The sequence below is a fragment of the Massilia sp. WG5 genome (assembly GCF_001412595.2).
Classification (GTDB): Bacteria; Pseudomonadota; Gammaproteobacteria; order Burkholderiales; family Burkholderiaceae_D; genus Telluria.
In genome coordinates, this window is the sequence record NZ_CP012640.2 from 2,369,282 (window position 1) to 2,393,749 (window position 24,468).

Here is a 24,468-nt window from a genome sequence, read left to right on the forward strand (position 1 = left end):
TATGACTTATGGCCGGCCTGCCAGATCCGACATAAGGATCGGTGATATCAGGTTTCAGAGGTCGAGGTGCGAGATCATGAGGCCGCCCTGGTCCTGCTGGCCGAGCGAGAGGCCGACCGCCATGATGTCGATCAGGAGCAGCTGCAGCACCCGCGAGATCATCGACAGGAAGCCGACATTGTCCTCGGCATGGTCGACCGCCAGCACCACGCTGGCGCGCTTGGCCAGCGGCGATTCGCTGCTGCTGATGGCGATCACGTCGGCGCCGGCGGCGCGCGCCTTGTCGACCGCCGACAGCAGCTCGGGCAGGCGGCCCGAATTCGAGATCGCGATCACCACGTCGCCCGGCCCCAGCAGGTCGGCGGCAAGGCTGAACAGGTGCGAATCGCCGTACAGCGCGGTCGGGATGCGGAAGCGGAAGAACTTGTGCTGGCCGTCTAGCGCCACCACGCGCGCATTCCCCATCGCGTAGAACTCGATGCGCCGGGCGCGGCTCACCAGCTCGATCGCGCGGTCGATCGCGCGCACGTCGAGCTGGTCGCGGAATTTCAGGATCGCCGACACGGTGTTGTCGATCACTTTGGCGGACAGGTCGTGCGTGCTGTCGCTCATCCGCACCTGGCTGTGGCGCACCGGGATCGAACCGGTCAGCGAGCTGGCGAACTTCAGCTTGAAGTCGGCCAGGCCGAGGAAGCCCAGCGAGCGGCAGAAGCGGATCACGGTCGGCTGGCTGACGTCGGCCAGCTTCGCGATGCCGGCGATCGGCTCGTTCAGCACCAGGCGCGGCTGCTCCAGCACCAGGCTGGCGACACGCTGCTCGGCCGGGGTCAGTTCCGGCTGGAGCTGGCGGATGCGGTCCATCAGGGTGTTGTCGCCGCTGCGCCCGCGCAGGTGCTCGGACAGGATATTCGCCACGCCGTCGAAAGCGACGTGCGGCGTGGTGATGACGTAGGTCGGGATGTCGGCGATGTAGCCGGAAAACCGCCCCTTGGCCTCGAAACGGGTGCGGAAGGGAGAGCTGCGGAACCACTCGCCCAGGCGCGGCACGATGCCGCCGCCGATGAAGATGCCGCCGAAGGCGCCCAGCGTCACCGCCAGGTTGGCCGCGGCGCCGCCCAGCATGCCGCAGAAGCATTCCAGCACTTCCAGGCACAGCGGGTCCTTGTCGTCCAGCGCGCCGGCGATGATGGAGGCCGAGTCGCGCACGGGCACAGGCAGCTGCGCGGACGCGGACGACTGCGCGGCGTTGCGCGCGGCCAGCGCGCGGTAGATCAGCTCCATGCCGGGACCGGAGATCAGGCGTTCGTTCGACACGTGGGTCCACTCGCGCCAGGCGGTCTGCAGGATCGCGAATTCGCGCTCGTCGCTGGGCGCGAAGTTCACGTGGCCGCCCTCGCTGCCGAGGGTGACGAAGCCGTCCACGGTCGGGATCCCGCCCGAGACGCCGAGGCCCGTGCCCGGTCCCAGCACGCCCAGCACCGCATGCGGCGCCGGCTTGCCCGGCCCGACCTGCATCAGGTCTTCCGGCTTCAGGCCGGGGATCGCCATCGCCAGCGCCGTGAAGTCGTTGACGATCAGGAGGGTGCTCAAGCCCAGCTCGCGCCGCACGGCGTCGGTCGAGAAGGCCCAGGGCCGGTTGGTCATGCGCACGTAGTCGCCGTCGACCGGGTTGGCCAGCGCCAGCGCCGCGTGGTGCAGGCGCACGTCCTCGTGTTCGGACAGGTAGAAGCGCAGCAGCGGGACGATGCCGTCGAACTCGTCGCAGCGCAGCACCCGTACCGAGCGGTAGGCGCCGGGCGCCGTCTGCAGGGCGAAGCGTGCGTGCGTCGCCCCGATGTCGGCCAGCAGGCGCGGGCCGTCGGCGAAGGCGGTGCGGGCGAGTTTTCCTTCCCGATTCTGTTCGGCTGCCGGCTGCTCCTGCATGCTCAGCCCTTCGCCGCGACGCTGCCGAACCAGGCGCCGAAAGGCGGCAGGCTCACCGTCGTACCGACGACTTCACCGGCCATGCCGTGGCCTTCGAGCTTCGTGGCGCCGGCCGCTTCCGGCCAGTCGAAGCTCAGGGGCTGCCCGGTCGTGTTGAACACGGCCAGCACCGACAGGTAGCCCGGCAGGTCGCGCTGCAGGGCCAGCGCCTGTTCCGGCACGTCGAAGAAGGCGATGTCGCCGCGCGTGAGCTGCGGCATCGTGCGGCGCCAGTGGATGATGGCGCGCTGGAAGTTCAGCATCGATTGCGGGTCCTTGTCCTGCAGGTCCTCCGCCAGGGCCAGGTGTTCGGGCGGCACCGGCAGCCACGGCTTGCCGGTGGTGAAGCCGCCGTTGGCGTCGGCAGCGGTCCACGGCATCGGCGTGCGGCAGCCGTCGCGGCCCTTGAACTCGGGCCAGAAGGTGATGCCGTAGGGGTCCTGCAGCAGTTCGTAAGGCACGTCCGCTTCCGGCAGCGCCAGCTCGTCGCCCTGGTACAGGCAGGGCGTGCCCTTCAGCGACAGCTGGATCGCCAGCACCAGCTTCGACAGGGCCGGCGTCGAATCCGCCACCGAGGCGCCGCGGGCCCAGCGCGTGGCGACGCGGATCGCATCGTGGTTGCCGACCGACCAGGAAGCCCAGCCGTCCTTCACGCGCACATTGAATTCCTCGACCTGCTGGCGGATGTGGGCGGCGGTAAACACGGGCGTCAGCAGGTTGAAGCTGTAGGCCATGTGCAGCTTGTCGCCGCCTTCGGTGTACTCGGCCATCTGGGCCAGCGCATCGTCGGACGAGACTTCGCCGATCGACACCGCGCCGAATTCGTTCAGCTGGGCGCGCACGCGCTGCAGGAAGGCGATGTTTTCCGGCTGGGTCTTGTCGTAGATGTGCGCCTGCATGCCGTAGGGGTTCACATCGGTGACGGTCGAGGTGTCGCGCACCAGCGCCGGCGGATTGCTGCGCAGCTGGCGGTCGTGGAAGTGGAAGACGCAGGCATCCATGCGCACGCCGTCGACGCCGCGCTCGAGCCAGAATCGCTGGGCGTCGAGGTGGGCCTGCTGCACTTCGGGATTGTGGAAGTTCAGCTGCGGCTGGCTGACCAGGAAGTTGTGCATGTAGTACTGCTTGCGGCGGGTATCCCACTGCCAGGCCGAGCCGCCGAACACGGACAGCCAGTTGTTCGGCGGATTGCCGTCCGGGAGCGGGTCGGCCCACACATACCAGTCGGACTTCGGGTTGTCGCGGCTGGCGCGGCTCTCGGCGAACCATGGGTGATTGTCGGCGGTATGCGACATCACCTGGTCGATCATGATCTTCAGGCCCAGGCTGTGCGCCCTGGCGACCAGGGCGTCGAAGTCGGCCAGGGTGCCGAACATCGGATCGACGTCGCAGTAGTCCGCGATATCGTAGCCGAAGTCCTTCTGCGGCGACTTGAAGAAAGGCGACAGCCAGACGATGTCCACCCCCAGGCCGGCGATGTAATCGAGCTTGGCCGTGATGCCGGGCAGGTCGCCGACGCCGTCACCATTGGTGTCGAGATAGCTGCGCGGATAAACTTGATAAATGATGGCTTCTTTCCACCACGGATTGTTCGCGTCGGGAGTCGTCATGATAAGGGTGTCCGATTGGTAAATTTTTACGCAATATACAGTATCGATCTCGACCTGACAATCGTCCCAACCGAGAAGGATTTTAGTAAATATCCTTTAAAATCATAAGACTATATAAAACATGACCGAAGAATATATGGCACTGTAGTAGTCAAACTACAGAATCAATGTTAGGGTGACAAACTTGCCGCCCGGCCGCATGCCGCGTTTCTCAATGAGCTATCCGATGACAAGTAAAACCATTACCGCTGCAGGCCTCCTGTCCCTGCTGGCCTGCGGCGGCGTCCACGCCGCGATTTCTCCCGAAGCCTGCGACAGCAAGGCTTTCCAGACCGTCCTGCATCCGGCCGCCGCCAGCTTCGACGCGCGCGCCGTCTGGCTCGACCGGCGCCTGATCGCCTTCCCCGGCGCCGCGCCGAACGGCGTGTTCAAGCTCTACTACTCGCCAGTCGCGTCGATCGCCGCGCCGGTCGGCGGCAAGGTCGCGGGCGCGGCCGGCGCCCTCGGCCTCGGCCTGTTCCAGGGCGGCGTCCCTGCGCCGCTGGCCGCGCGCTTCAAGTGGCTGGGCGCCGGTCCGGTGCTGCAGCTGGATGAGAACGACGTCACCCGGATGAACGAACTGCACCGCGGGCAGCTGGTGCTGGTGCAGGAAGATGCGCAAGGCAGCGTGCTCGCCGCCACGCGCGTGCAGGCGGCGGGTGCGCTGGACGACCTGTATGCCGCGGCGGCCGGCCTGGACAAGCTCGGCGTCGACATCGACAGCGCCAGCAAGCGCACCGGCTTCAGCGTATGGGCGCCGACCGCCCGCCAGGCCGCCGTCTGCGTCTACAATTCGCCCACGTCGATGGCGCGCGCGGTCTACCAGCTGAACAGCGACCCGGCCACCGGCGCCTGGAGCGCCCAGGTGCCGGGAGACCTCACCGGCAAATACTACAAATACGTGGTCGACGTGCCGGTCGACGGCGCGGCGGGATCCGGTGGCATCGTACGCAACCTGGTGACCGACCCCTACTCCATCAGCCTGAGCACCGATTCGAAGCGCAGCTATATCGCGCGCCTGGATTCGCCGCGCCTGACGCCGGCCGGCTGGGACGCGCCGTCTCCGCAGACCGTCAGGAACCCGACCGACATGGTGGTCTACGAGCTGCACGTGCGCGACTTTTCGATCAACGACGACAGCGTGCCCGAGCGCCTGCGCGGCAAGTACGGCGCCTTCACCCGCCTCGAGTCCAACGGCATGCGCCACCTGGCCGCGCTGGCGAAAAGCGGCCTGACCGACATCCACCTGCTGCCGGTGTACGACATCGGCAGCGTGCCCGAGGTGGGCTGCGCCGTGCCGAAGCCCAGCGGCGCGCCGGACAGCGAAAACCAGCAGGCGCTGGTGAAGAAGACCGCGGAAACCGACTGCTTCAACTGGGGCTACGACCCCTACCATTACAACGCGCCGGAAGGCAGCTATGCGAGCGATCCGGCGGACGGCGCGCGCCGCGTGATCGAATTCCGCGAGATGGTGGGCAGCCTGCACAAGCTCGGCCTGCGGGTCGGCATGGACGTGGTGTTCAACCACACCTTCATCGCCGGCCAGAACGAGAAGTCGGTGCTCGACCGCGTCGTGCCCGGCTACTACCACCGCCTGAACGCCACCGGCGGCATCGAGCGCTCGACCTGCTGCGACAATACGGCCACCGAAAACCTCATGATGGGCAAGCTGATGATCGATTCGGTGGCCCTGTGGGCAACCCAGTACAGGATCGATTCCTTCCGCTTCGACCTGATGGGGCACCAGCCGCGCGCCACGATGGAAGCGCTGCAGCGGAAAGTGAACGCGGCCGCCGGCCATCCGGTGCAGCTGATCGGCGAAGGCTGGAACTTCGGCGAAGTGGCCAACGGCGCGCGCTTCGTGCAGGCCTCGCAACTGTCGCTGAACGGCAGCGGCATCGGCACCTTCAACGACCGCACCCGCGACGCCGTGCGCGGCGGCTCGGCCGGCGATTCCGGCGAGGCGCTGTTTGCGCGCCAGGGCTGGATCAACGGCCTGGTCTACGATCCGAACGCCCACGCCGGCGCCCATTCGGCCGAAGAGCTGATGCGCACCGCGGACCTGGTGCGCGCCGGCCTGGCGGGCTCGATCCGCAGCTACCCGCTGCAGACCTGGGACGGCAAGACCGTGCCGCTCGACGCCATCGACTACAACGGCCAGCCGGCAGGCTATGCCAGCGAGCCCTCGGAAGTCGTCAACTACGTCGAGAACCACGACAACCAGACCCTGTACGACATCGACGTGTTCAAGCTGCCGGCATCGACCTCCAGCCAGGACCGCGCGCGCGTGCAGGTGCTGGGCATGGCGGTGGACGCCTTCGCGCAGGGCATCGCCTACTACCACGCCGGCATCGACATACTGCGTTCGAAGTCCCTGGACCGCAACAGCTTCAACTCGGGCGACTGGTTCAACCGCCTCGACTGGCGCTACCGCGACAACTACTTCGGCACCGGCCTGCCCCCAAGCGAGGACAACGGCAAGGACTACGCGCTGATCAAGCCCCTGCTGTCGAATCCGGCGTTCAAGCCGGCGCCGTCGGACATCGCCTTCGCGCGCGACGCCTTCCGCGACCTGCTGGCCATCCGCGCCAGCTCGGCCCTGTTCCGCCTGCCGACCGCCGCCGAGATCAAGCGCCGCCTGCGCTTCTTCAACACCGGCCCAGGCCAGAACCCGACCGTGGCGGCGGCCCACCTGGATGGCGAAGGCTACCCGGGCGCCAACTTCAGGGGCATCAGCTACTTCATCAACGTCGACAAGGTCGGGCACACGGTGCTTGATCCGCAGGCCGTGGGCAAGACGATGCGCCTGCATCCGGTGTTCCTGGCCCCGAACGTGGCCGACAAGCGCGCGACCCAGGCGCGCTTCGATCCGGCCAGCGGTTCCTTCGATATTCCGCCGCGGACGGCGGTGGTGTTCGTGGAGGACTGAGCTCAGCCCTTGCGCGCAAACCCGTCCACGCTCCAGTCCTCGCTCCCGACCCCATGCCGGACGGTGAACAGCCCGTCCGGATCGTAGCGCTGCTTTATCTTCAGCAGCTTCGGATAGTTGGGTCCCCAATAGGCATCCTGCCAGCGCTGCTGGAAGAAGTCGCTTTCCGAAACGTAGGCGCCGGCGTCCGGCGCCGCCTTGCGCAGCAGGTCCATCGCGCGGCGGATCTTGGCGGCGCGGCGCTGCGCTTCCTTGTCGTCGACCTTCGCGCCCGGCATGCCGGGATAGGCGGCGTCGCCGCCGCCGGCGATGATGGCCAGGGCGAAGGCGTCGACCACGCCCGGATGGCTCGAGGTAGCGCGGGTCGCGGCCAGCGCCTGCGCCGGTGCACCGGCGATCCCCTTGTTGAAGTGCAGTTCGACCCACCATTGCTGCGACGCCGCGCACAGGCTGTCCACCAGCCGGGCCTGCGCGCCCTCGTCCAGCAGGCTGGCCGGCAGCCAGGTCGATTCGTAGCCGTGGATGTACCAGCCGACCTGGCCGCGGTCGCCCTGCCACACGACGTGGTGCGCCGGCGCACCCTCGCGCTCGTCGCGCGCCATGATGCCGGGCGCCGTCTTGCTCCAGAAATCCCCATCCCAGAAGCGCCGCGCCGGCACCGCCATGATGGTCGGTTCCTTGAAGTTGTAGTCTTCGCTGGCGCGCACCCAGTCCAGGAAGGGCGCCCACAGCGCCTTCGCCTCGGCGCCGCTCAAGCCCTGGAACACCATCGACAGGTGCAGCTGCCTGCCCTCGCGCAGCGACACGGTTTCGCCCCAATGCGGATTGAACAGGCGTTCATGGTAGAAGGCGACGAAGCGCGCGACCAGGGCCTTGAACGCCGCATCGGAGTCCGCCGTGATCTCGCCGAACACGCCGCCGAAGAATTCCGGCAGCTCGTGGGTGCGCAGCGTCATGCGCGTGACGACGCCGAACGACCCTCCCCCGCCGCCCTTGATGGCCCAGAACAGGTCCGGATTCGTGTACGCGTTGGCGATCCGGGCCTGGCCATCCGCGGTGACGATCTCCGCCTCGAGCAGGCTGGCGGCGGCGGTGCCGTAGCGCTTCGAGAAGCTGCCGAAGCCGCCGCCCTGCACCAGTCCCGGCACGCCGACCGTGGTGCAGCCGCCGCCCTGCACGTAGCGGCCGGCCTTCGTGGTCACGGCCGTGTAGGCATCGATCCACATCGCGCCGGCGCCGACGCTCACCGCGGGCACGGCCTCGCTTCCCTTGCCGCCCTGGGGTACGAAGGCGTCGATGACGGTGACCTCGTTCATGGCGCGCGGCCACACCAGCAGCGAGTCCGGCGCGTTCGACCCGCCCTTGTAGCTGTGACCGCCGCCCTTCACGACCAGGCGCAGCTTGTGGGTGCGGGCGAAGTTGACGGCGGCGACGATGTCGGCCGTCTCGCGCGCCGCCACCGCATAGGCGCTCGGCTGCGACAGCCAGGCATCCTGCCAGCCGCTGGTCTGGGTCAGCGCGGGATTGTCGCCGACGAAGTACGGGTTCTTCAGCTGCTCGCGCATGGCGGCGCAGGCGGCGGCATCCGCGGCGCAGCCGGCGAACGGCGGCGCCAGCGGCATCAGCCGTCCCGAGGTCGCGCGCCGCAGCCCGTCCCACTCGGCGGCGCTGGGCCAGCCGGCGCCGCCGGGGCGCACCCGCGAAAGAACCGTCTTCGCCCGCGCCGGTTCGGGCACGCCGCCCGCCAGCAGCGCTGCGCCCAGGGAAGCCTTCAATACCTCGCGTCGTTTCATGCCTCATCCCTTGTTATCAGTTTATTCACGGAAAGCATGAATCAACTTGGCGCGATGAGCAAGCTGTTTGAAACGACAGGGACCGGTTTACACGCCGGTCGGCCGGGCCAGGCCGGAACCGAGCGCGCACAACATGATCAGGGTGGCCATGATCGCCAGGCGCTTGATGTCATCCGGATGCATCATGCGGCTCTCCAATGAGGGAATACCCCATTGTGGAATGCCGCACGGAAACATCATTGAAGACGATCAGATATCGAGGTGTGAAATCAGCAGGCGACGCCGTTCGCTATCCCCTTCGCCGTGGTCGCCGTTCTCCTGGCCCAGTGAGATGCCGACCGCCATGATGTCGATGAGGAGAAGCTGCAGGATGCGCGAGATCATCGACAGGAAGGTGGTCGAGTCTTCGCTGTGGTCGACCGCCAGGCAGATGCTGGCCTTGCGCGCCAGCGCCGACTTGCTGCTGGTGATGGCGATGACGTCGGCGCCCGCCGCGCGCGCGGTGTCGACGGCCGACAGCAGTTCCGGCAGCTGGCCGGTGGTCGAGATCGCGATCACCACGTCGCCCGGCCCCAGCAGCTCGGCCGCCAGGCTGAAGAGGTGCGAATCGCCGTAGGACGAGGTCGGGATGCGGAAGCGGAAGAACTTGTGCTGGCCGTCCAGCGCCACCACGCGCGAGTTGCCCATCGCGTAGAACTCGACGCGCTTGGCGCGGCGCAGGATCTCGATGGCGCGGTCGATCGAGTTCACGTCGAGCTGGTCGCGGAACTTCAGGATCGCCGACACCGTGTTGTCGATGACTTTGGCCGACAGGTCGTGCGTGCTGTCGCTCATCCGCACCTGGCTGTGGCGCACCGGGATGGTGCCGGTCAGGCTGCCCGCGAACTTGAGCTTGAAGTCGGCCAGGCCGGAAAAGCCCAGCGAGCGGCAGAAGCGGATCACGGTCGGCTGGCTGACGTCGGCCAGCTTCGCGATCTCGGCGATCGGCTCGGACAGCACCTTGCGCGGATGCTCCAGCACCAGGGTCGCGACGCGCTGCTCGGCCGGCGAGAGTTCATGCTGCAGGTGCTGCACGCGCTCCATCAGCGTGTTGGCGCCGGTGCGGCCGCGCAGGTGCTCCGAGAGGATGCTGGCCACGCCGTACAGCGCCGGGTTCGGCGTCATGATCACGTAGGTCGGGATCTGCGCCAGGTAGCTCGAGAAGCGGCCCTTGGCTTCGAAGCGGGCGCGGAACGGCGAGGTGGCGAACCACTGCGCCACGCGCGGCACGATGCCGCCGCCGATGAAGATGCCGCCGAAGGCGCCGAGGGTCACGGCCAGGTTGGCGGCCGCCCCGCCCAGCATGCCGGCGAAGCATTCCAGCACTTCCAGGCACAGCGGGTCCTGCTGCTCGAGGGCGGAGCTGACGATGTCGGCGGCGTTGCGAGGTGGAGCCTGCACGCCGTTGCGCTGGGCCAGCGCGCGGTAGATGATCTCCATGCCGGGGCCGGAGATCAGGCGTTCGTTCGACACGTGCTGCCACTCGCGCCAGGCGTACTGCAGGATCGCGAACTCGCGCTCGTCGGCCGGCGCGAAGTTGACGTGGCCGCCCTCGCTGCCGAGGGTGACGAAGCCATCGACGGTCGGAATCACGCCGGACACGCCCAGGCCCGTGCCCGGTCCCAGCACGCCGGCCACCGCGTGCGGCTGCGGGGTGCCGCCGCCGATCTGCAGCAGCTCGTCCGGCTTGAAGCCCGGCAGCGCCATCGCCAGCGCGGTGAAGTCGTTCACGATCAGCAGCGTGGTCAGGCCGAGTGCGCGCCGCACCTCGTCGGTCGAGAACTGCCAGTCGCGGTTGGTCATGCGGATGAAATCGCCGCTGATCGGATTCGCCAGCGCGAAGGCGGCGTGGCTGATCCGCACTTCGCCCAGCTGCGCCCTGGCCTGCGCCAGATAGGCGTTCAGCAGCGGGACGATGCCGGTATAGTCGTCACACAGCAGCACGGCGACATTGCGCAGCACGCCCGGCGCGCTCTCCAGCGCAAACCGCGCATGGGTCGCGCCGATGTCGGCCAGCAGGCGGGGGCCGTCGGAGTAGGCGGCGCGAGGTTGCTTCTGTTCGGTGTCGGACTCGGTATTCATTGCCCAAGGATACCATTGATTGAATGGCACCAAAACAGTCAAAACGCCATCCCTGCAATCACCTCGTCATCCCCGCGCAGGCGGGGACGACGGTAGTAAGCGGGGACGACGAGCTGTCAACTACTCCGCCTGCGCCGGCTGCGGCTTTGCCGCCCCCTCCACCTGCACATGCGGCATGAACAGCAGGATCACCAGCCCGGCCAGCACGATCACGGTGCCGGCGCCGAAGATGTTGGCGATGGCATGCCGGTAGACCTCGCGCATGGCCGGGTCGAGGACCACGCCGGCGCCGGCGCTGGCCGCGGCCTTGATGCCATGGGCCTGCAGCTGGTGCGCCAGGATCGCGCCGGACCCGGTCACGCCGAGCAGGCCGCCGAGCGAACGGAAGAAGGTCAGCATCGCCGTGCCGACGCCGCGCCGCGCGGCCGGCAGCGCGCTCTGCACGACGATGGTCATGTTCGGCATCACCAGGCCCAGGCCGGCGCCGAGGAAGAAGATCGGCGGCTCGATGAACAGGTAGCCGCGGCCGCTTTCCATGGCCCAGGTCAGCGCGGCGAAGGCGGCCACCGCCACCGCCAGGCCCGCCACCTGCCCTTCCTTGTACTTGTTGGCGCGCGCCACAAGCCGGCCGACCAGGCTCGAGGCGATGATCATCCCGGCCATCATCGGCACCGTCAGCATGCCGGAATTGGCCGGGCTGCTGCCCATCACGAGCTGGAAGAACAGCGGGAAGAACACGCTCGATCCCATCAGGCCGACGAAGCTCAGCGCCATCACCACGCTGGCCAGGTTGAAGACCCGGTTGCCGAACAGGTCGGGCGGCAGCACCGGCTCGGGGGCGCGGCGCAGGTGCATGACCAGCCAGCTCCCCAGCACCACGGTCAGCAGCGCGCAGACCTTGATCTCGGGCGCGTCCCACGGCCATTCGGTGCCGCCCAGCGCCAGGATCAGCAGCAGCGAGACGATGCTGGCGGTGAGCAGGACCGAGCCCAGGTAGTCGATGCGGTGCGCATGCGTGGCGGCCGGCTTGCGCAGCGAGCGCGCGATCGACCAGCAGGCGAAGGCGCCGACCGGCAGGTTGATGAAGAAGATCCAGTGCCAGGACAGCAGGTCGGTCATCACGCCGCCCAGCACCGGCCCGAGCACGCTGGTAATGGCGAACACGATCGCGATCGACCCCTGGCGCCTGGCGCGGTCCTTGGGCGCCACCAGGTCGCTGATGATGATCTGGGCCAGCGGCATGAAGCCGCCGGCGCCCATGCCCTGGATCGCGCGGAACACGATCAGCTGGGTCATGCTGCCGGCCAGGCCGCACAGCACCGAGCCGATCAGGAAGGTGGCGAGCGCGGTGAAGATCATCGGCCGGCGGCCGTACTGGTCGGCCATCTTGCCGTACAGGGGCATGGTGGCGGTCGAGGCCAGCACGTAGGCGGTCACCACCCAGGATAAATGGGCCATGCCGCCGAGGTCGCCGACGATGCGCGGCAGCGCGGTGGCGACGATGCTCTGGTCGAGGGCGCCCAGGCCGAGCACGGCCATGAGGGCGAAGTAAACGGCGCGGATCTCCTTCTCGGAGACCGGTGCGGGCGCGATGGCGTGCGGAGTCTGGGTCATGGGCGTGCGATGGATTTGAGGGGTTCGATGGCGGCCGCCAGCGCGTCGAGCTGGGCGGCGTCGAGACGGGCGACGCGCTGGGCCAGCCAGTCCAGGCGTTGCGCGTGCAGTTGGTCGTTGATGGCCTGGCCGGCCTCGGTGAGCTGCAGGCCGGTGCGGCGCCGGTCCTCGGGATCGGGCGCGCCGCGCGCCAGCAGGCCGGCCTCTTCGAGCGCCTTGACCTGGGCGCTCATGGTCGGGGTGCGCACCTGCTTCATGCGCGCCAGCTCGGCCACGCCGATGCCCGGCTGGTGGCCGACGGCGCCCAGCAGCATGGCCTGCATCAGCGACAGGCCGGAGGTCTGGCGTTCGGTGTCGCGGCGGATTTCGCGCACCAGCAGCTTGATGGCGTCGCGCAGGTCTTCCGCGAGCTGGACGCTGCGGCCGGAAGGATCGGAAGCTCGTGTCATGATGATTAGATTAGGTAGGCTACCTAACCATATTAGGACAAAAGCTTGGCGAGTTCAAGCGTGCGAATCGGGCCTCGTGCTGACCTTCCTCAAATAACTTCCATTTAATAGCAATTTTTATTGCCTTCAAATAGAAGTTAACGATACATTAATCACGCAATCCGGCACTGATGACCTGACCTGGGAGATTCGACCATGCCTCACCTGTCCATGTTCCGCTTGCCCCATGCGTGCGGCCTGGCGATCCTTGCAATCACCCTCGGCGGCTGTGCCGGCACGCGGCATGCGAACGAGCCCGCAAGCGCGGACGCGCTGCGCGGCCAGTACGCCTTGGCCGATGGGCGCCAGCTGACGATGGCCGGCAGCGCCCACCGGATTCGCGCACAGTTCGGCGGCCGGCCGGACACCCTTGTCGTGCCGGCCGGCGGCGCCGTGTTCGATGCGGTGGACGGCAGCTTCCGGCTGCGCTTCAATCAGCTCGAGAACGGGATCGTGGCCGACGTGACGCTTGACGAGATGCCAGCCATGCCAGGCCCGCGCCGATGACCAGCACTGTCGCGCTCATGCTGAAACTGGCGCGGTAGCCGCTGGCGTCGAACAGGATGCCGCCGAGCGTCGCGCCGGAGGCGATCGCCAGCTGCACCACGGCCACGATCAGGCCGCCGCCCGCCTCCGCATCCTGCGGCAGGGTGCGCGCCAGCCAGGTCCACCAGCCGACCGGCGCCGCGGTCCCGACCAGGCCCCAGATGCCCAGCAGGACAGCGGTCGTCGTCACCGAAGAACCGAAGGCCATCAGCGCCACGCCGATCGCCGCCATGAGGAGCGGAATGAGGATCAGGGTCCGGTACAGGCCCTTCTCCAGGAAGCCGCCGATCAGCGTGGTGCCGACGAAACCGGCCACGCCGACGACCAGCAGCATGCCCGACAGCCCCGATACGCCGAGCTTCGTCACCGTTTCGAGGAAGGGGCGCAGGTAGGTGAACAAGGCGAACTGCCCCATGAAGAACAGGGCCACGCCCGCCATCCCCAGCGCCACCTCCGGACGCCGCAGCAGGCGGAAGGCGTCGCCAACCCCTGCCCCGCCCTGCGCCTGCATCTTCGGCAGGCTGGCGAGCTTCCAGCCGAAGGCGATCGCGGCGACCGGCACCACGGCGAAGAAGGCGCCGCGCCAGCCGACCACGCTGCCCAGGAAGCTGCCCAGCGGGGCCGCCACCACCGTCGCCAGGGCGTTGCCGCCATTGACGATCGCCAGCGCGCGCGGCACCTGGTGGTCCGGCACCAGGCGCATCGCCGTCGCCGCCGACATCGACCAGAAGCCGCCGATCGCCACGCCGATGAAGGCGCGGCCGATCATGAAGACCGTGTAGTCGGGTGCGAAGGCGGCGACGGTCCCCGACACCATCATCATCAGGGTCAGCGCCAGCAGCAGCAGCTTGCGGTCCAGCCGTCCGGCCAGCGGCGCGATGAACAGGCTGGTCACCAGCGCAAACGCGCCGGACACGGAAATCGCCTGCCCGGCCTGCCCTTCGCTGATGTGCAGGTCGGCCGCCACGGGCGTGAGCAGGCTGACCGGCATGAACTCGGAGGCGACCAGCACGAAGGCGCCGAGCGCCATCGCGAACACTGCGCCCCACGCCGCCGGCCTGTCGCTCGCTTCAACCTGGTCGGCTGTGACGCGCATGTCCATGGCTGTCTCCTTAGGCCGCCAGCGTGGCGCTGTCGATCACGAAGCGGTACTTCACGTCGCCCTTGAGCATGCGCTCGTAGGCGGCGTTGATCTCGTCTGCGCGGATCATCTCGATGTCGGCGACGATGCCGTGTTCGGCGCAGAAGTCCAGCATCTCCTGGGTTTCCGGGATCCCGCCGATCATCGAGCCGGCCAGCGCGCGGCGCTTCATGATCAGGTTGAACACCTGCGGCGACGGGTGCGGCGTGGCCGGCGCGCCGACCAGCACCATGGTGCCGTCGCGCTTCAGCAGGGTCAGGTAGGCGTCGAGGTCGTGCGGGGCCGCCACGGTGTTGACGATCAGGTCCAGCGTCTTCGCACGCGCGGCCATCGCCGCCGGGTCCTTCGACACCACCACTTCGTGCGCGCCCAGGGCTTCGGCGTTCTGGCGTTTCGATTCCGAGGTCGTGAACGCGACCACGTGCGCGCCCATCGCGCGCGCCAGCTTGATGCCCATGTGGCCCAGGCCGCCGATGCCGACGATGCCGACCGTCTTGCCGGGGCCGGCCTTCCAGTGGCGCAGCGGGGAATAGGTGGTGATGCCGGCGCACAGCAGCGGCGCCACCGCGGCCAGCTGGTCTTCGGCGTGGTTCACGCGCAGCACGTAGCGCTCGTGCACGACGATCTGCTGCGAGTAGCCGCCCAGCGTGTGGCCCGGCGCGTCCCGGGTCGGACCGTTGTAGGTGCCGACCATGCCGTCGCAGTAGTTTTCCAGGCCTTCTTCGCAATCGGCGCAGTGCTGGCAGCTGTCGACCATGCAGCCGACGCCGACCAGGTCGCCGACCTTGTAGTTGTGCACATGCGCGCCGACGCTCGACACGCGGCCGACGATCTCGTGGCCCGGCACGCAGGGATACAGGGTGCCGGCCCATTCGCCGCGCACGGTATGCAGGTCGGAGTGGCAGACGCCGCAAAAGGCGATGTCGATCTGGACGTCGTGCGGACCCGGCGCGCGGCGGGTGATGTCCATCGATTCCAGCGGCTGGTCGCCGGCGTAGGCGCCGTAGGCTTTCACAGTCATGTTCGCTCCTATGTGTTCATTCGCAAAGGGAGGCATGATAAGCGCAAACCTGGCGGTAAAACGAGGCTGGAATTGCATGGGCTTATGAATCTGGCTCATGAATTACAGACTTGATTAGGATTACACTGTCATCAATGGCCCGCGAAAACATCAACGACATCCTCGTCTTCCTCGCCGTCGCGCGCGAGCGCAGCTTCACGCGCGCCGCGGCCAAGCTCGGCATGACGCAGTCCGCCCTCAGCCACATCATCCGCGGGCTGGAAGAGCGCCTCGGCGTGCGCCTGTTGACCCGCACCACGCGCAGCGTCTCGCCCACCGACGCCGGCGAGCGCCTGCTGCAGAACGTGGGCCCGCGGCTGGACGAGATCGAAGCGGAGATCGCCGCCGTCAGCGACCTGGGCGACAAGCCGGCGGGCACGGTGCGCATCACGGCCATCGACCACGTGGTCGACAGCGTGCTGTGGCCGCGGCTGGCGCCGATCCTGCCGCAGTACCCGGACCTGCACGTCGAGATCAGCGCCGACTACCGCATGGTCGACATCGCCGCCGAGCGCTACGACATCGGCGTGCGCTTCGGCGACCAGCTCGAGAAGGACATGATCGCGGTGCGCCTGACGCCGGACGTGAAGATGATGATCGTCGGCGCCCCCGCCTACTTCGCGCACCGGCCGGTCCCGGCGTCGAGCCAGGACCTCATCAAGCACAACTGCATCAACCTGCGCCTGGCCAGCAGCGGGGGTTTGTATGCCTGGGAGCTGCGCCACGAAGGCCGGGAACTGGAAGCGCGGGTGCGCGGCCAGCTGACCTTCAACAGCGCCTACCAGATCCTGAATGCGGCCCTGGGCGGCTGCGGCCTGGCCTTCGTTCCGGAGGACCTGGCCGGCGCGCACGTGCGGGCGGGACGCTTGACCAGCGTGATGGAAGACTGGTGCCCGACCTTCCCCGGCCTGCACGCCTATTACCCGAGCCGGCGCCAGAACTCGCGCGCGCTGGCGCTGGTGATCGAGGCGATCCGCCTCAAGAGCGACCGCGATGATGGCGGCGAGCAGGCTTCAGCTTCTTGACCGTAGCGAGTAAGCGATCTCGGAAGAACTCACTGGCTTACGCTGCCAACCCTGTGCAGCATAAAACCGGTCTGCCCTCGTGTTGGCGCCAGTGCTCAGGTGGACACGATCATGGCCAAGCTCGAACAGCCAGTCGACGGCTTGCTCGAGCAATGATTTGCCGAGTCCCCGTCCCTCATGACCCGGGCTTACGAAGAGTGCCGAGATGGATGCGTTGACCTTGTCCGCGTAGCAAAAAGCGACGATTTCCCCCCCGCTTTCGGCAACCCACCCGCGCCCCGACTTTTCCAGGAAGTCCTCGTACATCGCTGCGGTGATGCGACCCGGATCGGACAGGACGTTTTCCGTCACGGACAGCCGTATCCGGGACATTTCGGGAATGTCGGCGCTGGTGGCTTGCCTGAGCAATAGGAGATGTCCGTTCATGCGCGAACCCGGATGGAAACCGATGAGTATAGTGACGCATCGAGCGCCCTGTCTGCACGAAAAAGAAAAAAGCGCGAAAATGTGTGATTACACCTCCATTTGCCGTTTCAGGCATCTATCACAATGTCCAATGCAGCTTCTCCTGCCCTGCCCCGCGGCAGCGGCATCAATCCCGCGCCACTTGGCCTTGCAGTCATACTGATCGCCCTCGGCGCCTTGTATCTTGCACAAGCCGTCAGCGCGAGCCAGGCCGCGCTCTACGTGGTCGGCGCCCTGCTCGGCCTCGCGCTGTACCACGCCGCCTTCGGCTTCACGTCCTCGTGGCGCGTGTTCATCGCCGACGGCCGCGGCGCCGGCCTGCGCGCCCAGATGATCATGCTCGCCATCGGCGTGGCCCTGTTCTTCCCGGCGCTGGCCGCCGGCACCCTGTTCGGCGCGCCGGTCAAGGGCCTGGTGTCGCCGGCCGGCACCTCCGTCATCGTCGGCGCCTTCATGTTCGGCATCGGCATGCAGCTCGGCGGCGGCTGCGCCTCCGGCACCCTGTACACGGTCGGCGGCGGCAGCACGCGCATGATCGTGACGCTGATCGCCTTCATCGTCGGTTCCGTCATCGGCACCGCGCACATGCCCTTCTGGACTTCGCTGCCGCAACTGAAGCCGATCTCGCTGGTCACCACGCTGGGCCTGGCGCCAGCGCTGCTGCTCAACTGGCTGGTGTTCGCGCTGATTGCCGCCATCACGGTGGTGGTCGAAAAGCGCCGCCACGGCCGCCTGGTCGCGCCGGACCTGCCGGCGAACCGCGCCGCCACCTGGCTGCACGGTCCATGGCCGCTGGTGGCCGGCGCCATCGCGCTGGTGCTGCTCAACTTCGCCACGCTCGCGCTGTCGGGCCGTCCGTGGGGCGTGACCTCGGCGTTCGCGCTGTGGGGCGCCAAGGCCGCCTCCCTGGTCGGCTTCGACCCGGCCAGCTGGACCTACTGGTCGAGCAAGGCCAACGCCGCCGCGCTGGCCGCGCCGATCTCGAAGGACGTGACCTCGGTGATGGACATCGGCATCGTGCTCGGCGCGATGGCGGCGGCGGCGCTGGCCGGCCGCTATTCGCCGGTGTGGAAGCTGCCGCTGCGCTCCCTGATCGCGGCCGTCGTCGGCGGCCTGCTGCTCGGCTACGGCGCGCGCCTGGCCTACGGCTGCAATATCGGCGCCTACTTCAGCGGCATCATCTCCGGCAGCCTGCACGGCTGGCTGTGGCTGGTCGCCGCCTTCACCGGCAATGTGTTCGGCACGCGCCTGCGCCCGCTGTTCGGGCTCGAGGTCGAGCGGATCAAGCAGACCGGCTGCTGAAGCGGCGATCTACTTCAGCACCGCCTCCGCATCGACGATGTCCACGCCCTGCAGCTGGCCCAGCCAGGCATCGAACCAGGGCTTGTGCGAAGCGCCGACGATGGACAGCACGCGCGCGGCCGGACGTTCGCGGAAGGTCTCGCGGATGTTGGCGACCATGCGCAGGTTGCGCACTTCCCAGCCGCCGACGAACATGCGCGGATAGCCTTCCGGCGACTGGGCGCGCAGGGACGGGACCACATTGACTTCGGCCAGCACCCGCAGGGTGTTCGGGTCGTTGACGGCGCGGTACAGCGGCAGCAGGTCGGACGCCTGCTTCAGCGGCTCCTCGCGTTTCTGGAGCGCGTCCAGTTCCGCGCGGCCCGTGGCCCAGGCGGCTTCGAGCGCCCTGGCGTAGGCCTTGACGTCCGGGACGTCGATGTTGTCGCCGGTATGGTTGTCGACCGGGTAGACCCGCTCCAGGCCCAACCGGGCGGCCAGGCGCGCGGCCAGCTGGATGCTTTCGTTGTTGCGCGTGCCGAGCTTGCCGAGCTGCTCGACCAGCGCGGCATCCAGGCCATCGCCGGCGCGGCGCTCGGCCTCGGGCAGGCGCAGCCACTGCACATAGCCGGACGCCGGTTCGTGCGCGGCCAGGAACAGCGCGGCCAGGTGCCGCCGCTGGGCCGGCGCCGGCTGCGCGGGCCAGGTCTTGAGGGTTTTATGGATCTCGGCCAGCGCGGCCGGGATCTCCAGCCCGGTCGCCTTTCGCGCCGCGTCGGGCGCGTCGCAATAGTCGGCGCCGTACTTCGCGGGATGGCGCAGCGCGAGATCGCAGTCCTCGCCGGGCTCGTCCTCGATGGTGACGATCTCGGGCTTGAACGCCGCGAGCCGGTCCAGCACCGGGTCCAGCGCCGCGGGCTTGAAACTCTTCGGCATCTCGCGCAAGTGCACGGTGCCCAGCACCAGCACCTGCGCGCGCGGCCCGGCCATGTCGCGGTCGAGCGTCGTCAGGTCGATCCGCGCTGGCGCCTGCGCCTGCACCACCAGCGGCAATGCCGCGATCGATCCCCAGGTCCACTTCGTCCATGTTCCCATCCGGTTCTCCCTTGGCATTGATTGTCATGTAGCTGGACAATGTAGAAAAATGCGCGAGCGGACTCAAGCCCGATGTGAACAGAGTGTTATTTTCACGGCTTGAAGTGCCGAAAAGCCGGACAGGCGGGAGGGTGGAGATGAGGTGGTGGACGAGATGGCGGATGGGCGCCGTATGCGCCGACTACAAGGCCTTGCTGGACCGGTTCCTCGACGGCGCGATGCCGACGGCGACGTTCCGGACCTTGTATTTCAAGCGGTTCAAGGAAGAGACCCGCTACATGAGCAGCGACTTGTTCGAGGTGCTGGACGGGCTCTTTGCCGATCTCGATGGGTTGACCGACGACCCGGAACTGCTTGCCGCGAAGCCGGATTATTTCATCGACGAGGCCCGGCTGCGCGCGCGGGTCCAGGCGGCATCGCGCCGCCTGGCCTCCTTTACCGCTTAGCGGCTGCGCGCCTCAATCCAGCGCAATCAGCGCCACCGGCGCGCGCAGCTCGAACTGCACCTTGCCTTTCGCAACCATGGCGCTCTTGCCGGTGTACCAGTCACGCACGGTCTGGCCGTCCGAGAACACGCCCGCCACCGGGATCGCCACCGTGCGGTCCTGCGGCAGGCCGATCGCCACCACCACGCGGTCGCTCACGCCGCCCTTGTCATAGGTGCGCTTGAAAACGTAGGGGCTCGATTGCAGCATCTGGTGCATGCCCGCGCCGACCGCCGGATGCGCGTGGCGGAAGCGGGCCAGGCGGGCCCAGTGCTCGCGCACCTCGGCCACGCCGAACAGGCCGACGCGGGTGTTGTTCTTCAGCTGGTCCCAGTTCATGAAGGAGCGCAGGTTGGCGTCGCCTTCCGCACCGTCGATCTTCAGCACGCGCGCGGTCTCGTCGCCGTAGTAGATCTGGGCCTGGCCAGGCGCCAGCAGCAGTTTGTTCGCCGCTTCCATCGGGTGCTCGCGCAGCGCGTCGAAGGGATGGCCGTCGTCGTGCGAGTCCAGGTAGTTCAGCACCGAGTAGCCCTTCAGCGGGCCGTTCAGCGCCGCCGAATAGCTTGAAAACAGCTGTTCGTAGTCCTGGCGCGCATCGCCCGCCATGCTGAAGTTGATCATGCTGTCGAAGCCGTTGTCGTAATAATCGACCTTCGCGCCGCCGTCATAGGTGAACTCGCGGCCGGCCTTGACCGAGTAGCCGTAGGTCTCGGCCGTCATGAAGAACGGCAGGTTGCCGATCCTGGCCACCGCCTGCTTGCCGGCCGGGGTGCGCTTCCAGTCCTCGTAGGCGCTGCTGGCGACCTTCTTGAGGTCCTTCCACACGCCCGGTTCGGTGTGCTTGACGGTGTCGGCGCGGAAGCCGTCGAAGCCGTACTTGCGCACCCAGTCGGCGTGCCATTTCATCAGGTAGTAACGCGGCGCACGCGGGTAGCCGGTGCGCTTGAAGAAGTCGTTCAGCTCGGCCATCTCGCGCTCGTAGCGCCCTTCCTTCTTCCACTTCGCCGCCACCGCCGGCGGCACCTCGACCTTCTCGTTGCTGTCGGTGCGGAAGTCCGGCAGGTTCTTCACCAGCGTGCAGCTGACCGTACCCTTGAAGTCCTTGAAGTTGCAGGCCGGCTCCGTGCGCACCCACTCGGCGGGCCAGACCGGATCCTCGGCCGTCACCGGACCGGTGTGGTTCATCACCACGTCCAGCAGCACGCGGATGCCACGCGCGTGGGCGGCGTCGACCAGCTCGTGCATGTCCTTCTCGGTGCCGAGATTGGCGTCGATGCTGGTGAAGTCGCGCGCCCAGTAGCCGTGGAAGCCGTAGGACTTGCCGGTGCCTTCGTCGGTGGAACCATGGATCTGCTCCACCGGCGGCGTGATCCAGATCGCGTCCACGCCCAGGTCGTCGAAATACCCCTCCTTGATCTTCTGCGTGACGCCGGCCAGGTCGCCGCCCATGAAGCCGCGCGCCGTTGCGGCGTCATCCTTGCGGCCGTAGGCATGGTCGTTGGCCGGGTTGCCGTTGTTGAAGCGGTCCGTCAGCAGGAAGTAGACGGTCGCGTTCTCCCAGGTGAAGGGCTTGCCTTTGACCGGCGACAGGTCCGGCGCGGCGGACGCGGCGGACGCGGCGCCGAAGGCAAGCATCAGGGAAACGGCAAGGGCAGACAATTTCATTCAGGGTCCTTTGGTGATGGATGAGAACTTGGGTCCCCGCCTGCGCGGGGACGACGGGTCAGGTAATAACAGTCGGTTCCTTGCGTCCGGTACGCTGCCTGAGTTCCGACACCTGTTCGGCGATGGCGATCAGGGGCGCCAGCGCGTCCTGGGTGTCGAGCGCATGGCGGGACGGGTCGGCCTCGTAGCGTTCGAGGTAGACCCGCACGGTGGCGCCCTCGGTGCCGGTGCCGGACAGGCGCAGCACGATGCGCGAGCCGTCGCTCATGATGATGCGGATGCCCTGGCGGCTGGCGACCGACTTGTCGACCGGGTCGGTGTAGACGAAGTCGTCGGCCTGCGCGACGCGGAAGTCGCCGAAGCTCTGGCCCGCCAGGCCCGGGAGCCTGGCGCGCAGGTCGGCCATCATCCGGTCTGCAGCCTGGGCGTCGACGGCTTCGTAGTCGTGGCGCGAATAGTAGTTGCGGCCGAAGCGCGCCCAGTGCTCCTGCACCAGCTGGTTGACCGACTTGCCGCTCGCGGCGATCAGGTTCAGCCAGAACAGCACGGCCCACAGTCCGTCCTTTTCGCGGATGTGGTCCGAGCCGGTGCCGTAGCTCTCCTCGCCGCACAGCGTGGCGAGACCGGCGTCGAGCAGGTTGCCGAAGTACTTCCAGCCGGTCGGGGTCTCGAAGCAGGAGATGCCCAGGCTTTTCGCCACGCGATCCGCCGCCTGCGAGGTTGGCATCGAGCGCGCGATGCCCTTCAGGCCGGCGCGGTAGCCCGGCGCCAGGGTGGCGTTGGCGGCGATGATGGCGAGGCTGTCCGACGGCGCGACCGCCAGCTTGCGGCCGACGATCATGTTGCGGTCGCCGTCGCCGTCCGACGCCGCGCCGAACTCGGGCGCGTCCGGGCCATTCATCAGCGCCACCAGCTCGGCGGCGTTGACCGGGTTCGGATCCGGGTGATGGCCGCCGAAGTCTTCCAGCGGCCGGTCGTTGATGACGGTGCCCTCGGGCGCGCCCAGCATGCCCTCGATGATCGCTTTCGCGTAGGGACCGGAGACGGCGGACATGCCGTCGAAGCGCATCGTGAAGCCGCGGCCGAACAGGGCGCGGATCGCGTCGAAGTCGAACAGGCGTCCCATCAGCTCGGCGTAGTCGGCCACCGGATCGATCACCTCGACCGTCATGTCTTCCAGTTGCGTGGCGCCGAGCCGGTCGAGGTCGACCGGACCGGCGTCGCTGATGCGGTATTCCTCGAGCGACTGGGTGTGGGCGAAGATCGCCTCGGTGACCTTCTCGGGCGCCGGGCCGCCGTTCTCGATGTTGTACTTGATGCCGAAGTCGCCGTCCGGGCCGCCGGGGTTGTGGCTGGCCGACAGCACGATGCCGCCGAAGGCGCCGTGCTTGCGGATCACGCAGCTCACCGCCGGCGTGGAGAGGATGCCGCCGCGGCCGACCAGCACCCTGGCCACCTTGTGGGCGGCGGCCATGCGCAGGATGGTCTGGATCGCGCTGCGGTTGAAGAAACGGCCGTCGCCGCCGAGCACGAGGGTACGGCCGCTGCAATCGCCCAGGGTCAGGAAAATCGCCTCGACGAAGTTTTCGAGGTAGCCGGGCTGCTGGAACTCGGTCACCTTCTTGCGCAGGCCCGAGGTGCCGGGACGTTGTCCGGCGAAGGGCGTGGTCGCTACTGTCTGAATCGTCATCTCGCGCTCCTGTATCGATGCATGGTTTGTTGTCAAACCTTCATGATAAGACAGGAGCCGAAATGGTGGCGCGGGCTTGCTATACCTTTTACTTCTCGGCCTTGTCCGTGACAAACAGCGTCAATACCGCCGCCAGCACCATGCTGGCGCCGCCCAGCGCCAGGGTCAGCACCGTGTGGCCGCCGAAGAAGTGCTTGGTGAAGAAGCCGAGCAGCAGGCCGCTGACGATCTGCGGGATCACGACGAAGAAGTTGAACAGGCCCATGTAGTAACCCATGCGGTTGGCGGGCAGCGCGCCGGCCAGGATCGCATACGGCATGGTCAGGATGCTGGCCCAGGCGATGCCGACGCCGATCATCGGCAGCATCAGCATCTTCTGTTCGTGGATGAAGAAGATGCTGGCCAGCGACAGGCCGCCGATGGCCAGGCAGATCGTGTGGCAGGTCTTGCGGCTGGTGGCGCGCGCCAGGATCGGCAGCAGGAAGGCGGCCAGCGCCGAGACGCCGTTATACACCGCGAACATCACGCCGACGTAGTTGCCGGCTTCCTGGTAAGCCACCGATTGCGCATCCGTGGTGCCGAACACGTTGTCGGCGATCGCGGTGCCGGTATAGATCCACATCGCGAACAGCGCGATCCAGGTGAAGAACTGGACGAAGGCCAGCTGCACCATGGTCTTCGGCATCTGGCCGAAGCCGCCGACGATCTCGCGCAGGGCCACGCTGAAGCTGCGCGCATGCTTGCGCTGTTCCTGGAAGCGGTCCAGGTCGGGCGGCGGCAGTTCGGTGGCGGTGAACACGGTCCAGCTGACGGCGGCCAGGAACACGGCGCCGCCGACGTAGAAGGAATAGCGGACGGTATCCGGAATCGCGCCGTTGACCGGCACGTTGGAGACGCCCAGGTAGTCCGAGAAGAACATCGGCAGCAGCGAGGCGATCACCGCGCCGCAGCCGATGAAGAAGGTCTGCATCGCGAAGCCGGCGGTCTGCTGCGAGGTGTCCAGCTTGTCGCCGACGAAGGCGCGGAAGGGCTCCATCGAGACGTTGATCGCGGCATCCATCATCCACAGCACGGCCACCGCCATCCAGACGGCGGCGGAATTCGGCATCAGGAACAGGGCAAGCGCGGCCAGGATGGCGCCGAGGAAAAAGAAGGGACGGCGGCGGCCCCAGGTCGGGTGCCAGGTATTGTCGCTGAGGTAGCCGATCACCGGCTGCACCAGCAGGCCCGTGACGGGCGCGGCGAGCCAGAACAGCGCCAGGTCGTCAGGCGAGGCGCCGAGGGTCGAGAAGATCCGGCTGGTGTTGGCGTTCTGCAGGGCGAAGCCGAACTGGATGCCGAAGAAGCCGAAGCTCATGTTCCACAGCTGCCAGAACGACAGGCGCGGCTTGAGCGAATGAGTTTGCATTTCCATCTGTGTCCCCTAACGGTGCCCGGGCTGGCGCCGAACTACCTCCAT

The 24,468-nt window shown here is 67.6% G+C and carries 18 protein-coding genes; 5 read left to right on the forward strand and 13 right to left on the reverse strand.

Annotation, left to right across the window (positions count from 1 at the left end):
* Positions 1-54: 54 nt before the first annotated feature.
* On the reverse strand, positions 55-1,923 hold the full coding sequence (glk, locus tag AM586_RS10580; RefSeq protein ID WP_060567091.1) for a glucokinase: 1,869 nt from the start codon (positions 1,921-1,923) through the stop codon (positions 55-57).
* Between the two features lie 2 nt (positions 1,924-1,925).
* Positions 1,926-3,572, reverse strand: a complete 1,647-nt coding sequence (locus AM586_RS10585; RefSeq protein ID WP_052233245.1) for an alpha-amylase family glycosyl hydrolase — start codon at positions 3,570-3,572, stop codon at positions 1,926-1,928.
* Between the two features lie 226 nt (positions 3,573-3,798).
* On the opposite strand from AM586_RS10585, the gene AM586_RS10590 reads away from it, so the two are divergent.
* Complete coding sequence (locus AM586_RS10590; protein ID WP_052233244.1) at positions 3,799-6,540, forward strand: alpha-1,6-glucosidase domain-containing protein; 2,742 nt, start codon at positions 3,799-3,801, stop codon at positions 6,538-6,540.
* Positions 6,541-6,542: 2 nt separating this feature from the next.
* Here AM586_RS10590 and AM586_RS10595 read toward each other — a convergent pair whose 3' ends face one another.
* The 4 genes from AM586_RS10595 to AM586_RS10610 all read right to left on the reverse strand — a co-directional run bounded on the left by AM586_RS10595 (position 6,543) and on the right by AM586_RS10610 (position 12,517).
* Positions 6,543-8,333: an FAD-binding oxidoreductase gene (locus AM586_RS10595; RefSeq protein ID WP_052233243.1), complete on the reverse strand. Its 1,791-nt coding sequence runs from the start codon at positions 8,331-8,333 to the stop codon at positions 6,543-6,545.
* A gap of 249 nt (positions 8,334-8,582) precedes the next feature.
* A complete protein-coding gene (locus AM586_RS10600; RefSeq protein ID WP_052233242.1) occupies positions 8,583-10,454 on the reverse strand; it encodes a glucokinase in 1,872 nt (623 codons plus the stop codon).
* A 120-nt stretch (positions 10,455-10,574) separates the two neighbouring features.
* On the reverse strand, positions 10,575-12,068 hold the full coding sequence (locus AM586_RS10605) for an MDR family MFS transporter (protein WP_229411032.1): 1,494 nt from the start codon (positions 12,066-12,068) through the stop codon (positions 10,575-10,577).
* A complete protein-coding gene (locus AM586_RS10610; RefSeq protein ID WP_052233241.1) occupies positions 12,065-12,517 on the reverse strand; it encodes a MarR family winged helix-turn-helix transcriptional regulator in 453 nt (150 codons plus the stop codon). The genes AM586_RS10605 and AM586_RS10610 overlap by 4 nt, the downstream gene beginning before the upstream one ends.
* 195 nt (positions 12,518-12,712) lie before the next feature.
* Between AM586_RS10610 and AM586_RS10615 the strand changes: the two genes are divergently transcribed.
* Positions 12,713-13,063, forward strand: coding sequence for a hypothetical protein (locus AM586_RS10615; protein WP_156328083.1), 351 nt, complete (start codon positions 12,713-12,715; stop codon positions 13,061-13,063).
* On the opposite strand, the gene AM586_RS10620 is transcribed toward AM586_RS10615, so the two are convergent.
* Together AM586_RS10620 and AM586_RS10625 are read right to left on the reverse strand one after the other, a co-directional pair.
* Complete coding sequence (locus AM586_RS10620; RefSeq protein ID WP_052233240.1) at positions 12,987-14,204, reverse strand: MFS transporter; 1,218 nt, start codon at positions 14,202-14,204, stop codon at positions 12,987-12,989. The two genes, AM586_RS10615 and AM586_RS10620, sit on opposite strands and share 77 nt — an antisense overlap.
* A gap of 10 nt (positions 14,205-14,214) precedes the next feature.
* Positions 14,215-15,264, reverse strand: a complete 1,050-nt coding sequence (locus AM586_RS10625) for an NAD(P)-dependent alcohol dehydrogenase (RefSeq protein ID WP_052233239.1) — start codon at positions 15,262-15,264, stop codon at positions 14,215-14,217.
* Between the two features lie 134 nt (positions 15,265-15,398).
* On the opposite strand from AM586_RS10625, the gene AM586_RS10630 reads away from it, so the two are divergent.
* Positions 15,399-16,328: a LysR family transcriptional regulator gene (locus tag AM586_RS10630; RefSeq protein WP_052233238.1), complete on the forward strand. Its 930-nt coding sequence runs from the start codon at positions 15,399-15,401 to the stop codon at positions 16,326-16,328.
* Here AM586_RS10630 and AM586_RS10635 read toward each other — a convergent pair.
* The gene (locus AM586_RS10635; RefSeq protein ID WP_052233237.1) at positions 16,317-16,754 is read right to left on the reverse strand and encodes a GNAT family N-acetyltransferase; all 438 of its coding nucleotides are present in this window, start codon (positions 16,752-16,754) and stop codon (positions 16,317-16,319) included. The genes AM586_RS10630 and AM586_RS10635 overlap by 12 nt on opposite strands.
* A 123-nt stretch (positions 16,755-16,877) precedes the next feature.
* On the opposite strand from AM586_RS10635, the gene AM586_RS10640 reads away from it, so the two are divergent.
* A complete protein-coding gene (locus AM586_RS10640) occupies positions 16,878-18,095 on the forward strand; it encodes a YeeE/YedE family protein (protein WP_052233236.1) in 1,218 nt (405 codons plus the stop codon).
* A gap of 9 nt (positions 18,096-18,104) precedes the next feature.
* On the opposite strand, the gene AM586_RS10645 is transcribed toward AM586_RS10640, so the two are convergent.
* Entirely contained in the window at positions 18,105-19,169 is a 1,065-nt protein-coding gene (locus AM586_RS10645) for a DUF5694 domain-containing protein (protein WP_052233235.1), read from the reverse strand.
* A 161-nt stretch (positions 19,170-19,330) separates the two neighbouring features.
* On the opposite strand from AM586_RS10645, the gene AM586_RS10650 reads away from it, so the two are divergent.
* Entirely contained in the window at positions 19,331-19,615 is a 285-nt protein-coding gene (locus AM586_RS10650) for a colicin immunity domain-containing protein (protein WP_162600538.1), read from the forward strand.
* Positions 19,616-19,627: 12 nt separating this feature from the next.
* On the opposite strand, the gene AM586_RS10655 is transcribed toward AM586_RS10650, so the two are convergent.
* The 3 genes from AM586_RS10655 to AM586_RS10665 all read right to left on the reverse strand — a co-directional run bounded on the left by AM586_RS10655 (position 19,628) and on the right by AM586_RS10665 (position 24,423).
* Positions 19,628-21,319: an alpha-amylase family glycosyl hydrolase gene (locus AM586_RS10655; protein WP_052233233.1), complete on the reverse strand. Its 1,692-nt coding sequence runs from the start codon at positions 21,317-21,319 to the stop codon at positions 19,628-19,630.
* A 58-nt stretch (positions 21,320-21,377) separates the two neighbouring features.
* A complete protein-coding gene (locus tag AM586_RS10660) occupies positions 21,378-23,009 on the reverse strand; it encodes an alpha-D-glucose phosphate-specific phosphoglucomutase (protein ID WP_052233232.1) in 1,632 nt (543 codons plus the stop codon).
* Between the two features lie 88 nt (positions 23,010-23,097).
* Complete coding sequence (locus AM586_RS10665) at positions 23,098-24,423, reverse strand: MFS transporter (RefSeq protein ID WP_052233231.1); 1,326 nt, start codon at positions 24,421-24,423, stop codon at positions 23,098-23,100.
* Positions 24,424-24,468: the final 45 nt, after the last annotated feature.

Coding starts and splice junctions, on each gene's coding strand:
- glk (WP_060567091.1), bottom strand. CDS start 1,923: ATGCAGGAGCAGCCGGCAGCCGAACAGAATCGGGAAGGAAAACTCGCC.
- AM586_RS10585 (WP_052233245.1), bottom strand. CDS start 3,572: ATGACGACTCCCGACGCGAACAATCCGTGGTGGAAAGAAGCCATCATT.
- AM586_RS10590 (WP_052233244.1), top strand. CDS start 3,799: ATGACAAGTAAAACCATTACCGCTGCAGGCCTCCTGTCCCTGCTGGCC.
- AM586_RS10595 (WP_052233243.1), bottom strand. CDS start 8,333: ATGAAACGACGCGAGGTATTGAAGGCTTCCCTGGGCGCAGCGCTGCTG.
- AM586_RS10600 (WP_052233242.1), bottom strand. CDS start 10,454: ATGAATACCGAGTCCGACACCGAACAGAAGCAACCTCGCGCCGCCTAC.
- AM586_RS10605 (WP_229411032.1), bottom strand. CDS start 12,068: ATGACCCAGACTCCGCACGCCATCGCGCCCGCACCGGTCTCCGAGAAG.
- AM586_RS10610 (WP_052233241.1), bottom strand. CDS start 12,517: ATGACACGAGCTTCCGATCCTTCCGGCCGCAGCGTCCAGCTCGCGGAA.
- AM586_RS10615 (WP_156328083.1), top strand. CDS start 12,713: ATGCCTCACCTGTCCATGTTCCGCTTGCCCCATGCGTGCGGCCTGGCG.
- AM586_RS10620 (WP_052233240.1), bottom strand. CDS start 14,204: ATGGACATGCGCGTCACAGCCGACCAGGTTGAAGCGAGCGACAGGCCG.
- AM586_RS10625 (WP_052233239.1), bottom strand. CDS start 15,264: ATGACTGTGAAAGCCTACGGCGCCTACGCCGGCGACCAGCCGCTGGAA.
- AM586_RS10630 (WP_052233238.1), top strand. CDS start 15,399: ATGGCCCGCGAAAACATCAACGACATCCTCGTCTTCCTCGCCGTCGCG.
- AM586_RS10635 (WP_052233237.1), bottom strand. CDS start 16,754: ATGAACGGACATCTCCTATTGCTCAGGCAAGCCACCAGCGCCGACATT.
- AM586_RS10640 (WP_052233236.1), top strand. CDS start 16,878: ATGTCCAATGCAGCTTCTCCTGCCCTGCCCCGCGGCAGCGGCATCAAT.
- AM586_RS10645 (WP_052233235.1), bottom strand. CDS start 19,169: ATGGGAACATGGACGAAGTGGACCTGGGGATCGATCGCGGCATTGCCG.
- AM586_RS10650 (WP_162600538.1), top strand. CDS start 19,331: ATGGGCGCCGTATGCGCCGACTACAAGGCCTTGCTGGACCGGTTCCTC.
- AM586_RS10655 (WP_052233233.1), bottom strand. CDS start 21,319: ATGAAATTGTCTGCCCTTGCCGTTTCCCTGATGCTTGCCTTCGGCGCC.
- AM586_RS10660 (WP_052233232.1), bottom strand. CDS start 23,009: ATGACGATTCAGACAGTAGCGACCACGCCCTTCGCCGGACAACGTCCC.
- AM586_RS10665 (WP_052233231.1), bottom strand. CDS start 24,423: ATGGAAATGCAAACTCATTCGCTCAAGCCGCGCCTGTCGTTCTGGCAG.